The sequence below is a fragment of the Sulfitobacter sp. HI0027 genome (assembly GCF_001634775.1).
Taxonomy (GTDB): Bacteria; Pseudomonadota; Alphaproteobacteria; order Rhodobacterales; family Rhodobacteraceae; genus Sulfitobacter.
Genome location: NZ_LWER01000204.1, coordinates 1 through 13536, shown reverse-complemented (window position 1 = coordinate 13536; position 13536 = coordinate 1). Strand labels below are relative to the sequence as shown.

Here is a 13536-nt window from a genome sequence, read left to right as displayed (position 1 = left end):
CCTCACACCAGCATCGGGAATAACGCCAGCAACGTCACCGTCACCAGCGCGGTTGCGAACATGAAATGCCAGTAAAGCGCCACGTTCGAGATGTCGGCGTCATGGTGCGGCGTCATCCTGCCGAAGACCGACCGCGCCAGGCAATAGGCCAGCATCAGGCTGCCCACCGCCGCGTGAACGGCGGTCCAGATCGCCAGCACCCAGACCGTCGCGGGATAGACGTGATCGGCGGGATTGAGACCATAGATCCAGGGCCCCCAGAGCAAGGCAGCACCGGCGCCAAGCGCCAGCAGGCTGCCTCCCGCCATCAGAGCGCGTGCGATACCGACCCGCCCGGCGCGATTGAGATTGCGCGCGCCCAGCGATGCCGCCCAGGCAGCGCCGAAAAGACCCAGTGACAGGCCGGGCCAGAGTGTGCCCGGTCCTGCCATGCCAGGCGGCGGAAAATCGGCGTGGATCGTGAAGTAGAACATGTAGCCAAAGGCCAGTCCGACAAAGGCCATCGCATCGCCCGCCATGGTGATAAACATCGCCCACCAGCCGGTCGATTTCGGACCCGAGACATAGAGCGGCAGGCTGAGGCCGAGACCGACGTTCTTGTCGGGCTTTTCGGGAATCGCCGCCGTTCCGCGCCAGAGCCAGACCATGATGGAAATCGTCGCCAGCACCATGGCGACAAGGGCCGGAATCCAGAACTTGAAGGTGGTGAAGATGAACACGGCCCCGGTCAGGGCAGCGGCGATCATCGGCATGAAGCTTGGCCCCGCAACCCGCAGGCACTGCATAGGCGTGCCGTCGAGGACCGAGGTAATGAGCGTCTCGCGCTTTCCTTCCTCCGCGTCGGGAAGATAGAACCGGCCCTTGTCTACGTCTTCCGCGAAATTCGGCTGTTCCCAGAGCGGATAGCGTGTGGTGACGATCGGAACCGAGCGCACACCCCAGTTTTCAGCCGGCATTTCGATCAGCCACTCAGACGTGCCGGCATTCCATGGATTGCGGTCTGCATAGGGTTCCCCGCCGCGCGGGCGCAGCACGTCCCAGACGATGATCAGAAACCCGGCGGCAAAAATGAAAGCGCCGGCGCTGGAGATCAGGTTCGCGGTCCCGACCCCAAGCTCGACCGGATAGGTCCAGACGCGCCGCGCCATGCCAGCCAGCCCGGAATAGTGCATCGGCAGGAAGGTTACGTTGAAGCCGGTGAACATGATCCAGAACGCCCACCGCCCCAGCCGGTCGGACAGTTTCCGGCCGCTGACAACCGGCCAGTAGTAATAGATACCCGCGGCCAGCGGAAACAGCATCCCTCCGATCAGCACGTAATGCAGGTGGGCAACCACGAAATAGGTGTCGTGCGCCTGCCAGTCGAAAGGCACCAGTGCCACCATGACGCCGGTCAGCCCGCCGATCACGAAGGTCGCCAGCGCGCCCGCGACGAACAGCATCGGCACCGAAAAGATCACCCGCCCGGTCAGCAAAGTCGCCAGAAACACGAATATCTGCACGCCGGTGGGGATCGCAACCGCCTCGGAGGCGGCCGAAAAGAATCCCAGCGAGGCCGAGGGCAGGCCCGTGGTATACATATGGTGCACCCACAGCCCGAAGGAGAGGAAACCGGTGCCGACGGCAGCCAGGACGATCCAGGAATAGCCCAGGATCGGACGCTGCGCGAAGGTCGGCACGATCATCGCCACCAGTGCGATGGCGGGCAGGAAGACGATATAGACCTCGGGGTGGCCGAAGATCCAGAACAGGTGCTGCCACAGGATCGGGTCGCCGCCACGGGCCGGATCGAAGAAGGGCCAGTCGAACATCCGCTCCAGTTCGAACAGGATGTCGCCCGCGATCAGTGGCGGAAAGGCGAACAGGATCATCGCCGCCACCACCAGCACATACCAGGCATAAAGCGGCATCAGGTTCAGGCGCATCCCCGGAGGCCGGCATTTCAGCGTGCCGACGATCAGTTCCACCGCCGCCGCGATCGAGGCGACCTCGATGAACGACAGGCCCAGTAGCCAGATATCTGGCCCGAGGCCCGGCGTGAATTTTTCTTCGGTCGTCAGCGGCGGATACATGAACCACCCCGAACTCGGCGCGGCACCGAAGAAAATCGAGCCGCTGACGAAAATTCCGCCGATCAGAAAACACCAGAAGCCGAAGGCCGACAGCCGTGGAAACGGCAGATCGCGCGCGCCAAGCATCTGTGGCAGCAGGATGATCGCCACCGCCTCGAATATGGGCACGGCAAAGAGAAACATCATCGCCGTGCCGTGCAGCGTGAAAAGCTGATTGTAGAAGGTGGCGGTCAGGAAGTCGTTCTCGGGCACCGCCAGCTGCACCCGCATCAGCAGCGCCAGGACACCGGCGAACAACATGAATCCGAAGGATGCCGCCGTATACCAGACGCCGATTTCGGTATTGTTCACCGCCGACCAGTAGCGCCAGCCCTTCGGCGTCTCCCATACCTTGCGCAGCCTGTCTTCCTGCCCGCGGCGCACCTCGGGGTCGTCCTGATCGGGTGCATCCGGTGCTGTCCGGTCTGTCATTCCAGGCTCCCCAGCCAGTCGGCGATGCGGGCGGTCTCTGCCTCGGGCAACATGCCGAAGGCAGGCATCTCGACCCCCGGCTTGAGATGGTCGGGCGAGGCGATGAAATCCGCGATGTTCTCGGCCGTGGTGGGCAGGATGCCCGCGCCGATCATCCGTCGGCTGGCCAGATGTGTCAGGTCGGGTCCGACGGTGCCGTCGGCAGGCGTGCCCCGCACGGAATGGCAGGCCGCACAACCGTTCTTCATGAAGAGATCGAGGCCGGGGCCCTCGGTGACGGCGGCGGGCCGGGCCTGCGCCCGCACATAGGCCTCGAACTCAGCGGGCGGCACCACGATCACCCGGAAACCCATCTGGGCATGGGCGAGCCCACAGAATTCGGCGCAGGTCCCATTGAAGACACCAAGCTCTGTCGGCTCCAGGATCAGCCGGTTCACCCGGCCCGGTATGGCGTCCATCTTGCCGGCCAGCGGCGGCACCCAGAACGAATGGATCACGTCGGGGCTGCCTAGAAGGATCGTGGTGCGTTGGCCAAGCGGAATGACGATCTCGTTGGCGCCGGGGATGCCGCCTTTCGGCAGACTGCGCACCACGCCCGGTGCGCCCGTCACACCGTAGGAGACGCGCCACCAGAACCGCTCGCCCGAGACCGCGATGGTCGGGCCATCGCCCGGCCTGCGCAGGTCGTTCAGCAATCCGAGGCCCCAGACCAGCAGCGCCGCAAGCACCACTGTCGGGAACACGCAGCCGCCCCAGATGATCAACCGCAGCCCGGCCTTTTCGCTGTGCCGCCCGGGCCGCACCTTGACCGCATAGAAGCTGACGCCGATGACGATGGTCCAGATCACCACGCCGCCGGCCAGCATGACCCAGAACAGCGCAAGGACGCGTGCCGCCTCGTCCCCTGCGGGATCGAAGGCGGATTGCGGGTTTTCGCATCCGGCCAGGGCAAGCGCCGCAAGCAGGAGTGCAGACGCCGGCACCCTCACGATCCGGCCCTGTTCGCTGCCGCCGCCGCGTCGCAGGGGCTGGCAATGCGTGTCCGGTCCATGGCGGCGAACCAGGCGGCCGCGACGACAAGCGCGGCGACCAGATACATCATCGCCGCCGCCGTCATCATCAGGACGCCGGCAAGCTGCTGATCCTCGATCAACGTCAATCCCCAGGCTTCGGGCCAGGCTCCGTAGGCCGGATACAGCGCCCGACCCGAAAAGGTCAGCAGCGCCCCGAAGATCAGCGAAAACTTGAAGCAGACGAACAGCGCGGCAATCCGCACCCCGAAGCCTCTGTTCCCGCTCCGGGCAATCATGGTCCAGAACGGCAAGGCCGCAGCGAAGATCGAACCGTGCATGACGGCATGAACAAGATCGTCCTCAAGCGCCACGGCAAGCGCGCGCGGCGCGTGCCAGAACAGGAAAACGCCCAGCATCATGGCGGTGGCGACACCGGACGCGCTCAGAAGTCTCTGTGCCCGACGCCAGGCTGCGGCTTGGGCCAGCGCACCGAACCACCTTTGCCAGCGTCGCGGCAAGGCGCGGGTCATCGTCGCAAGCGGTTGTCCCAGCACCAGAAGCGGCGCCGCCAGTCCCATCAATGTGATATGCTGGGCCATATGTGCGGAAAACAGGCTCTCTCCCCACGCATCGAGGGGCCAGACAAGGGCTGCGACCAGCGCCGCGATCCCGCCCGCAAAACACGCAGCCTGCCAGGTTCGCACACCGCGACCCTGACCCGCCCGTGCCCAGGCAAGATGCAAACCGCGGGTGTAAAGAGCGGTCGCCAACCCCAACGGCAGAAGGACCGAGGGCTGAAATGACCACATTGTCCAGAAGTCGGCCGGTGACGGCGGGGCACCATCGCTGTGCGCCCGCGCCGGCGATGCAACGACCAACAAGATGGCGGCAGGAAGCGATGCGCAAGGGGCTGCGTCAAGTCCGTGGCGGCAGCACCGCGCAAGGCGCGCGGCGCGCGGCACGATTTTCCGGGTTCCGCACGGTGTCACTGTTCTCCGCCTCCGGTGGTCCGATGCTCACCCTGCTCGAATTCCGCGCAGGTTTCAATCTTCTGGCCCGGCAAAGCGGCCCGGTCGCATGTCAGTTGCCGAGGGCATAGGCCACGACTTGGTCGCCGACTTGCGGCTTCAGAATCGGGTTGCCGCCGGCGACGAAGACGACGTAATCGCGCCCCTCGTGGGTATAGACCGCAGGAATGGCGACCGAGGGCGCCTCGACCAGATCCGACCAGACCTCGGTACCGGTCCGGGCGTCGAGCGCGCGCACTCTCGCATCCATCGACGCGCCGATGAAGATGACCCCGCCCGCCGTCACCACCGGGCCGCCGAGCGTCGGCGAGCCCCAGCTTTCGGGACCGTAGAAACCCCATTGCTGCGTCATTCCGAACGGCACTTCATAGAGCCTGTCGCCGGTGCGCAGATCATAGGCCGAAAAGGTGCCGTAGGGCGGCGCCCAGCAAGGCAAATTGGCCCAGTTGGTCCAGTTGTAAAGCTGGATTCCATAGGGCGCACCCTCTTGCGCGTAATAGCCCTGCTCTGCACCGCTCTCACCGGCGACCTGAGCGTAGGTGTCGCGCGGAATGAGCTTGATCACCTGCACGATGCGCGAGGAGTTGAGGTAGAGGATGCCTGTTCTGGGATCGACGGCACCGCCGCCCCAGTTATTGGCACCGGCCGTTCCGGGCCATAGAAATGTCCCCTGTTCGGAAGGCGGCGTGAACAGTCCTTCGTAGCGGAAACGTTCGACATCGTCGCTGCACTGGCCCCAGCCCGTCACATCGGCCAGCCGAGAGACCTCGGGCAGCTTTCCGGGATCGTTGGTGGGTGTCAGCGCGGACGAGAAGGGCTGGGTCGGGGCGGCCTTTTCACCTTTCGCATCGCTGGCGGGCACGGGGCGATACTCGATCGGATAGACCGGCTCGCCGGTCTCGCGGTTGAGCACGAAGATCTGACCCTGCTTGGTGGTCTGGACCAGCGCGGGGATCGTCTCGCCATTCTTCTCCAGATCGACAAGGGTCGGGGCGGAAGGTGTGTCATAATCCCAGATATCATGACGGATGAGCTGTTGGCTCCACCGGACCTCGCCGGTCTCGATATCGACCGCCGTCACCGAGGTTGCCAGCGGAATCGGATCCGTCCGGTTGCCACCCCAGTAGTTGGGGCTGGGCGAGGATACCGGTACATAGACCAGCCCGAGCCGGGGATCGGCGGCCATGGAGGTCCAGATATTGGCGGTGCCGGTTTGCGGTATCAGGTCTTCCGGGATGAAGGACAGATCCCACTTCAACCCACCGGTGCGGGCGTCGATCGCCATCAGATTGCCCGGCGGCGCGACGGCATAGGCCCAGTCCTTCCCGGCCCAACCCAGCAGCAAGGTGTCGCCGACGACGGTAGGTGGCTGAAGCAGAGAGAACGGAAAATTGTCGTTGACCGTATTCCACTGGTTTACGTCGAGAACGCCGCTTTCGCCAAAATCGGCGCAGGGCTGTCCGGTATCGGCGTCAACCGCGTGCAATGTCGCGTTCATCGTTCCGATGTAGACGCGCTTTTCGCAAACCCCTTGCAACCCGCTCTGCCAATAGGCCACACCGCGATTCTTCAACGCGGGCTGGGTCAGCGCCTCGAGCACCGTCTCGGGCTCATAGGACCAGCGTTCCTCGCCGGTCGCGGGATCGAGCGCGAGTATGCGGTAGAACGGAGTCCCGAGATACAGTGTCTCGTTGGCGTAGATCGGTGTCGCCGACCACACGGTTTGCGGCAGCTCGTCGCTGCCGTCGGCCGCGTCCCCGGTTTCAACCGACCACACCCTTTCAAGTCTTTGGACCGTCTCGGGTGTGAAGGAGCTTACGGGAGAATACTTTTGCGCCGCAAGATTGCCGTTGAACGTCGTCCAGTCGGTGGGCTGAGCACCGGCACCCGAAGCGGCGAGGAGAAGAAAGGCTGCAAGAGTCCGGGCCATGTAGGTCACGTTGTCATCCTTCCCTGTCTGCTGCCTGCAAAGGCCGCAGCTAAACCGGCAAGCAGCGCCAGCAGCATTGTGGCCACAAGTACATTGGCCATCAGGAAATAGGCCGCGACCGCCGTCGCCGCCGCGTCGATGACGCTCAATGTGAGCAACAACCCGAACAGCCACCGTTTCAAATGAACGAAAGCCAGCAATGCCGCAGTGGCGGCAAGCAGCGCCGTGGAAACCAACACGAGGGTCGCGCCTGCCGACCCGGCAGTCCCGCTTGTCGGAGATAGAAGCTCGAAGAGCGCAAGTCCCAGACCAGTCAAACCCAGAATGGTAACAAGAAGCAAAGCTGCCTGGCGGAAATTTCTCGTGATCATCATGAGTATATAACGTTGTTTGTCTTCCGAGGTTCCAATCAGGAATGGCTGGATACTGTCCCGGAACATGGTGAAAAACCGCGCCGTCGAGGTCGTCGATTTATGGTGGAGTTGCGAGCTTCGAACACGGACCGGTGGCCAGCGGCGGTCATTCATCATCCTCATGCACAGCCTTGTGGTGCTCGCGATGGGCGTCGCGGAGAATCTTGAACCCACCCCAGATGAATATACCGGCAACGGCGACGCCGACGGCCAGGTCCGGCCAATTGGAGCCCAGCCACCAAACGAGTCCTCCGGCAACGAGGATGCCGCCATTCGCCGCGAAATCGTTCCAGCTGAACGTATTCGCGGCGCGGACGTTGACGTCGGGATCGTCTATCCTGTTCAAAAGCCAGACGCAGATCACGTTCACGATGGCCGCAATCACCGACATCACGATCATCAACCCGCCGAGTGGCTCTGATCCGGCGTAATAGCGCCGGACCGCATCCACCAGAACCCCAATTGCGAACAGCAGAAGCATTCCCCCCGAGACGTTTGCGGCCGCTCGTTTCCACTTGTCCGCCCGCGTCAGCGCAAAGAGACTGATGGCATAGACGACCGTGTCGGAAGTGTTGTCCAGACCGTTGGCGATCAATCCGCTGGAATCCCCGATGGCTCCGGTTACGAAGAACCCTATGGCAATCGCCAGATTCAGCAGCAGCACAATCCACAGTGCGCGTCTTGCCGATGAGTTCTTTTGCTCTGCCATGCACGACGTCCGAAAAATGGGTTCTGATGTCGAAGGGAACCGACCCCCCAAACTGAGAGTTTCTTACTGTTAAGAATAAGAACTTGCGGACGTCATTTAGGTTCCAGTCTGGGCAGGGAAAGATCGGCCTCACTCAAGCGTCAGCGATCATGTTCAATGCTGGAGTTCGAAAGGCTAACAGCAAACACGACGAGGCAGCCCGTTGCGGGCTTGGATGAAAGGAGAACCTCATGTGGAAGGAAGTGAACCTGGACGGCGAGGATGTATTGGGGCTCGAATGTAATGGAAAACTGTCTAAACGAGACTTCGAAACCATGCACACATGGCTTGATCGCGAGTTGAAAGGGGCAGAGGCCAAACCGGCGCTGGTCATCTTCATGGCTTCGTTCGAGGGGTACGAAAGTGCCGCGGCGATGTGGGCGGACATGAAAGTAGACACCCGACATGCCGACGACTTCTCGCGGGTCGCCATGGTCGCTGATCAGAAATGGATCAAATGGGGGATGAAGGCGGCGGACCGAGTGTTGGGTGCCGACCTGAAATGGTTCGACAAAGATGAACGAGACGCCGCCATCTCTTGGGCGCGCGGAGCCTAGCGCGGCGGACCGGATTAGATCGGCGATGACCCCGGTCGGTTCGCTAGAATGTATCTCTCAGCTAACGGATTCACGATTTTGTGATTGGCGAGCGTTCGAAGCTCCGGCTGGTGGAGGTTCTATAAAGCCTCTAAATGCATCCATTGGAGGCGTCCCGCGTGAAAACGGCCAGTTGCGAGACACATCCTGCCCGGTGAGGCCGGGATGCCCGTTAGGAGCATAGAACACCAAGAAAAACAGGCGCGTGAGCATCGAGATCACAGGCCCCTACCCTCCCCTTGTTTGTTGCAAAAATATGTTGCGAAATCACTTGATTGAGCAACAAGAAAGCGCAACAATCAGCGCATGAACTTTGGCTATGCTCGTATTTCCACAGATCGCGGTCAGGACACCGCCGCGCAACTCGATGCGCTACGCGCCGCCGGGTGCGAGCGCGTGTTTGAGGAACGCGCGTCCGGTGGCCGTTGGGATCGGCCGGAGCTGCACCGGATGCTCGATCAGCTCCGCGACGGCGACGTGGTGATCGTCTGGAAGCTTGACCGGTTGTCGCGATCGCTGAAAGACCTTCTGTCCATCATGGAGAAGATCAACGCCGCTGGAGCTGGTTTCCGGTCGCTGACCGAGGCCATCGACACCACGACGCCCGCCGGGCGCATGATGATGCAAATGGTCGGGGTCTTCGCCGAGTTCGAGCGCGAGATGATCCGCGAGCGCACGCGCGCCGGTCTGGAGCGCGCCCGCAAGAAGGGACGCCACCCAGGGCGCAAGCCGAAGCTGTCGGATGATCAGCGCAAAGAAATCCGCGACTTGGTGCGATCCGGCAAACGCACCGAGGCTGAGGCCGCGCGTCTGTTCAACGTCCACAGGTCCACGATCAGCCGTGTCATGCGGGAGGTGGCACCCGATGCAGCAGCTTGAGATGTTTCCTGAAGATATCCGCATCGAGCGTGTAGACCCGGATGCCAATATGTTTCGCTTCTATCGGTTGCGCCTAATGCCTGACCTGTTCGGCGGTGTCTCGCTCCTGCGGGAGTGGGGCCGGATTGGCACCCAGGGGCGGCATCGGATCGACTGTTTCGAGGATGCAGGCCGCGCCGCTGACGCCATGGTCGCGCTCTACAAGGCTAAGCAGAAGCGCGGTTATCAGCTCGCAGGGTGATGGCCGGCCCCCTGCCCTCTCGGTGGCAAATTTTCGAGACCAGCCGTTCATGCAGCGCGCAGCTAATTCGGGCTGTGATGCAGGTTTCTCGGACGCCATGCGCGGGGGTTTGGGCGGAGCGCTGCGGTTGCCTGGCGTCGGAGAAGCGCTCAGGCGGGAAATCGCGGGGTTGGGGTTGGGCGGATCGGCTGGGTCTATGGGGATTTGGAGGCTTGAGTGCCCTGGTTCCGACGGCTCGGGGTAGGTTCGTGGTGGCCCGTGAGGGCAAGCCCGTCATGGGTTCTGGTTAGTTTTTGGCAACCTGCGTCGCGTTCCCGGGATATTTGCGACCTGAGGATCGCTGAGGGCTGGATTTGGGCAGGCGGGATGTGCCGCAGCCGGTGGGGTGTGCGGTTACGATCGCAACCTGGGGACTGAGGCGCGCTGTTCATGCGGCAGCCCTCGCTGATGCCGGTGGTGCTCTGGGATGTTGTGCGGGCGCGAAGGTATCGACGATGATCAACCGGCCGCCGCAGCATGGGCATGGCAGCGCGAGGACGCGGGCGGGCGCATCGGCATCCTCGATCGTGTTATCGTGAGCAAGACCCGGAACCGGTGTTTCGGCCCCGAGCAGCTCCCTGATCCTCGCGATATTGGCGGTCCGATTGCCGTTGCCGAAGAAGCCATAGTGGCGGATGCGGTGCTGGCCTTTGGGCAGGACGTGGATGAGGAACCGGCGGATGAACTCGTCGGTTTTCAGGGTCATGGTGGTGTGCCGCCCGGGGCCGGTGATGCGGTAGTCCTTGACGCGGAAGGTGACGCCCCGGTCGTCGACCCGTATCAGGCGGCTGTTGGAGATCGCGACACGGTGGGTGTAGCGCGACAGGTATGCCAGCACGGCTTTGGGTCCGGCGAAGGGCTCCTTGGCATACACGACCCAATCGATCTTGCGTAGCGGTTGCAGGAAAGCGTCAAAAACCGCGAGATCAGCAAGCTTTGCATGGTCTCCGAAGAAGCGCAGCTTCCCGGCTTTGTGCAGCCGGGAGAGCCCGTCCAGAATGAGCCGCCTGTACAGCCGAGACAGCACACGCACGGACAAAAAGAAGTTCTTGCGGCAAGCGATCCACTTGGTCCCATCTTCAGACAAGCCGCCGCCCGGCACGATCATGTGGACATGTGGGTGGTGGGTCATCGCCGAGCCCCAGGTGTGGAGCACGGATGTGACGCCCACCCGTGCGCCGAGGTGCTTGGGGTCGGCGGCAATCCTGATCACCGCGTCTGCGCTCGCCCGCATCAAGAGATTGTAGATCTCCCGTTTGTTTTGGTGGGCGATGTCCGCGATCGGTTTGGGCAGCGTGAAGACCAGGTGGAAATACCGCACGGGCAGCAGTTCGGCCTCGCGCGCCGCCAGCCAAGCCCTGGCTGCCCCGGATTGGCATTTGGGACAGTGGCGATTGCGACAGGAATTGTAGGCGATGTGCTCATGGGCGCAGTCTTCGCACCGCGCGACATGGCCGCCGAGCGCCGCCGTGCGGCAGCGCTCGATAGCGCTCATGACCTTCAACTGATCGAGGCTGATGTGGCCGACGTTGGCCGCCAGCCAGGCAGCGCCGTGGGCGCGGAAGATATCCGCAACCTCCAGCGATGGCCGAGGCAACGGGGGCTACGACGCGCCTTTCTTGCCCTTCTTGCGCTTGGCCGACCTCAAGTCATCCAGCGGGCTGTCCACTGCCGCGATCATGCCCGTGGCAACGCTCGCATATCGAGCCGTCGTGGTCAGTTTGGTATGGCCGAGCAGTGCCTGAATGACCCGGATGTCCACACCACGTTCCAGCAGATGTGTCGCGAAGGAATGGCGCAACGTGTGCAGCGTAACCGGTTTGGTGATGCCCGCCATCCGCGCCGCCTCCTTGAACAGTCGCGAGATCTGGCGGGCCGAGAGATGTTTGCCGCGATAGCCGGGGAAGAGAACCCGCTCGGGGCCAGGCACGCCTGCATCCTGGCCGGTGGGGCGTTCGGTCCACCATTCGCGCAACAGGCCCAGAATATCTGTGGGCAACATCACGTTGCGATCCTTGCGGCCCTTGGATTGCACGATGCGGATGATGTTTTGGGCGCCATCGATGTCGCCAACGCGCAACCGGACAACTTCGCCCGCACGCATCCCGCAGCCATAGGCAAGCGACAACATCACGCGCGCCTTAAGGCCAGGTGCCATGGCCAGGATGCGTTTAACCTCATTGCGGCTCAGGACAAGCGGTACCTTCACCGGCTCCTTGAGGCTGAAAATCTCGGCCACAAGATCGTGCCGTCGCAGGGTGACCCGGAACAGAAACTTCACCCCGGTCATCGTGCGATTGCGCGTGCAGATGCTGGTGCCGGTCTCAATCAGATGCTGTTGGAAATCGCGGACGTCATCTGGCTCCGCTGTCTCTGGCGAACGCCCAAGCCAGGCCGCAAACCGCTTGCACGCCCGCAAGTGTCCGATCTGAGATGCCGGTCCTAGATTGCGCGCCGACATATCCGCGATCATGCGCGCCCGAAGCGGCGTCAAGGGTGTGGAGTGCTGTACATTCATGGGAAAACCCTCTGTCAACCGAGGCAAAATCACCTCGATCAACAGCACAAACCCAACACCGCAAACCGCAAAACAAATCCCGACTAAGCGCAACCCCAGCCATAGGCGCCCATATCGCGGAGCGATTTAGTGCAAGAGCCCGAAGGGACGGATGCTGCGCTTCGCACGAATGCCGGGTATCATTCTTCTTGACTGAACTTGAGTGGATTTCCCAATGCCTGAAAGCTACGACACGATTGGATTGGACTACGCCAAATTGCGCTGTGCTGATGCGCGGATCGCGAAGTTAATACATACGGCACTCGGTGAAAGCCGAGCGGTGTTGAACGTTGGTGCAGGTGCAGGCTCCTACGAGCCTGTGGATCGTATGATTACAGCACTCGAACCGTCCGCCGAAATGATAGCGCAGAGGCCAACATCCAATGCGAGAGTGGTGCAAGGCATCGCCGAAAACCTTCCTTTTGATGATGATTGCTTCGACGCGGTTATGGCGGTGCTGACAGTGCATCACTGGAACGACAAGGCAAAAGGCATGGCCGAGTTGCGCCGAGTTTCGCGTGGCCCCAAAGTGATCCTGACTTACGATCCTACATTCCGTGACTTTTGGCTATTTGACTATTTCCCAGAACTTGCCGCACTAGATAAGGGCCAGATGCCGCCAATAGATGAATATGCGAAATGGCTTGGCGAGGTGGAAGTGTCACCAGTTCTGATCCCGCACGATTGTTCTGACGGTTTTCTTGCGGCCTACTGGCGGCGTCCTTCTGCATATCTTGATGCCCGTGTTCGTGCTGGGATTTCCTCATTCTGGAAGATTGGCGATATCGCCCCCGGTTTGGAAAGCCTTAGGCGTGATCTCGAAAGTGGGACTTGGACGAAGCAGTTTGGTGACGTTCTTGAACTCGATAAGCGTGACTGTGGGTATCGCCTTGTTGTCGCACCGTGAATTCACCATCTGCGCCGCCATAGCGGACCTTCAGAAGGCATAACCAAACGGCGGCAAAGTCCCGCGACCAGTGAGTTCCGACAGCGTGCAGCGAGTGGCCGGACTTGCATATTGCGACGTGAGCCAACGCCTTACTGGCCTTCGCCGTTCGAGCCTATTTCCTCTATTCTGCGTCGAAGGCGCGCCTTCGACGCTGCAAGCTCTTCTTCGGTCAATTCCGGTCTGGGTTTCAGGCATTGGAGACGCGCCGCAACAAGGGGCTCTGCATCCTCGTGTGCGCATTGCAGTTCTTCCGCGATGCTTGAAACGAAAGCGTGGCGGTTAAGCTCCGCGCTCTGTAGCCCGCCCAAAGTGCGCTGGAGGAAGATGAACGCGGATGCGATGTCTTGGGGTCTATCAGCATAAAGGTACCAAAAGTCCCACAGGATTTAGCTACGCTTTATGCGCGTCTGAGTGGTCAGGTCGCAGCTGTTTGATGCGATCTGTGGGGAAGTATTTGTAGAATGCGGTGCGGCCAATTTTGAGCTGGTCAATGACGTCGCCGATGAATGGGTAGTTTTCGGTATCCTTAAGCATGGCTTCGGCATGTTTGATGTTTTGCTCGTTCATAGCCTTTGGCCGACCGCCTCGGCGTCCGCGTTT

The 13536-nt window shown here is 61.8% G+C and carries 13 protein-coding genes and 1 pseudogene; 5 read left to right on the top strand and 9 right to left on the bottom strand.

The window, feature by feature from the left end; all coding sequences use genetic code 11:
- Positions 1-2: 2 nt before the first annotated feature.
- From ctaD to A3722_RS13300, 3 genes are read right to left on the bottom strand one after another with little or no spacing between them, the layout of a single operon-like run.
- Positions 3-2543 carry a cytochrome c oxidase subunit I gene (gene ctaD / locus A3722_RS13310; RefSeq protein ID WP_067916188.1) on the bottom strand — a complete coding sequence of 847 codons (2541 nt, stop codon included), beginning with the start codon at positions 2541-2543 and terminating at the stop codon, positions 3-5.
- Positions 2540-3526 carry a cytochrome c oxidase subunit II gene (locus tag A3722_RS13305; protein ID WP_236627412.1) on the bottom strand — a complete coding sequence of 329 codons (987 nt, stop codon included), beginning with the start codon at positions 3524-3526 and terminating at the stop codon, positions 2540-2542. Before A3722_RS13305 ends, ctaD begins: the two co-directional genes overlap by 4 nt.
- A gap of 2 nt (positions 3527-3528) precedes the next feature.
- A complete protein-coding gene (locus tag A3722_RS13300) occupies positions 3529-4365 on the bottom strand; it encodes a cytochrome c oxidase assembly protein (protein ID WP_067916184.1) in 837 nt (278 codons plus the stop codon).
- Here A3722_RS13300 and A3722_RS24315 point away from each other — a divergent pair.
- On the top strand, positions 4356-4655 hold the full coding sequence (locus A3722_RS24315) for a hypothetical protein (RefSeq protein WP_150120313.1): 300 nt from the start codon (positions 4356-4358) through the stop codon (positions 4653-4655). The two genes, A3722_RS13300 and A3722_RS24315, sit on opposite strands and share 10 nt — an antisense overlap.
- Here the strand turns inward: A3722_RS24315 and A3722_RS13290 are convergent.
- The 3 genes from A3722_RS13290 to A3722_RS13280 are packed head-to-tail and all read right to left on the bottom strand — an operon-like array spanning position 4637 to position 7636.
- A complete protein-coding gene (locus A3722_RS13290) occupies positions 4637-6514 on the bottom strand; it encodes a pyrroloquinoline quinone-dependent dehydrogenase (RefSeq protein WP_067916201.1) in 1878 nt (625 codons plus the stop codon). The genes A3722_RS24315 and A3722_RS13290 overlap by 19 nt on opposite strands.
- Before the next feature lie 5 nt (positions 6515-6519).
- Complete coding sequence (locus A3722_RS13285) at positions 6520-7050, bottom strand: hypothetical protein (protein ID WP_067627924.1); 531 nt, start codon at positions 7048-7050, stop codon at positions 6520-6522.
- A complete protein-coding gene (locus tag A3722_RS13280; RefSeq protein WP_067629959.1) occupies positions 7034-7636 on the bottom strand; it encodes a cation diffusion facilitator family transporter in 603 nt (200 codons plus the stop codon). The genes A3722_RS13285 and A3722_RS13280 overlap by 17 nt, the downstream gene beginning before the upstream one ends.
- 230 nt (positions 7637-7866) lie before the next feature.
- Between A3722_RS13280 and A3722_RS13275 the strand changes: the two genes are divergently transcribed.
- The 3 genes from A3722_RS13275 to A3722_RS13265 all read left to right on the top strand — a co-directional run bounded on the left by A3722_RS13275 (position 7867) and on the right by A3722_RS13265 (position 9391).
- On the top strand, positions 7867-8232 hold the full coding sequence (locus A3722_RS13275) for an STAS/SEC14 domain-containing protein (RefSeq protein ID WP_067629956.1): 366 nt from the start codon (positions 7867-7869) through the stop codon (positions 8230-8232).
- Positions 8233-8577: 345 nt separating this feature from the next.
- Positions 8578-9150 (top strand): recombinase family protein, encoded by a 573-nt coding sequence (locus A3722_RS13270; protein WP_067629953.1) that lies wholly within the window; start codon positions 8578-8580, stop codon positions 9148-9150.
- Positions 9137-9391, top strand: a complete 255-nt coding sequence (locus tag A3722_RS13265; RefSeq protein WP_067627626.1) for a WGR domain-containing protein — start codon at positions 9137-9139, stop codon at positions 9389-9391. The genes A3722_RS13270 and A3722_RS13265 overlap by 14 nt, the downstream gene beginning before the upstream one ends.
- 427 nt (positions 9392-9818) lie before the next feature.
- On the opposite strand, the gene A3722_RS13260 is transcribed toward A3722_RS13265, so the two are convergent.
- Both A3722_RS13260 and A3722_RS13255 read right to left on the bottom strand, forming a co-directional pair.
- A complete protein-coding gene (locus tag A3722_RS13260; protein ID WP_067916182.1) occupies positions 9819-11027 on the bottom strand; it encodes an IS91 family transposase in 1209 nt (402 codons plus the stop codon).
- Positions 11028-11033: 6 nt separating this feature from the next.
- Complete coding sequence (locus A3722_RS13255; protein WP_067629828.1) at positions 11034-11948, bottom strand: tyrosine-type recombinase/integrase; 915 nt, start codon at positions 11946-11948, stop codon at positions 11034-11036.
- A gap of 214 nt (positions 11949-12162) precedes the next feature.
- Between A3722_RS13255 and A3722_RS13250 the strand changes: the two genes are divergently transcribed.
- Positions 12163-12894 carry a class I SAM-dependent methyltransferase gene (locus A3722_RS13250; RefSeq protein ID WP_067629821.1) on the top strand — a complete coding sequence of 244 codons (732 nt, stop codon included), beginning with the start codon at positions 12163-12165 and terminating at the stop codon, positions 12892-12894.
- A gap of 432 nt (positions 12895-13326) precedes the next feature.
- Here the strand turns inward: A3722_RS13250 and A3722_RS23990 are convergent.
- Positions 13327-13536: pseudogene (locus A3722_RS23990) on the bottom strand (helix-turn-helix domain-containing protein); the annotation flags it as partial.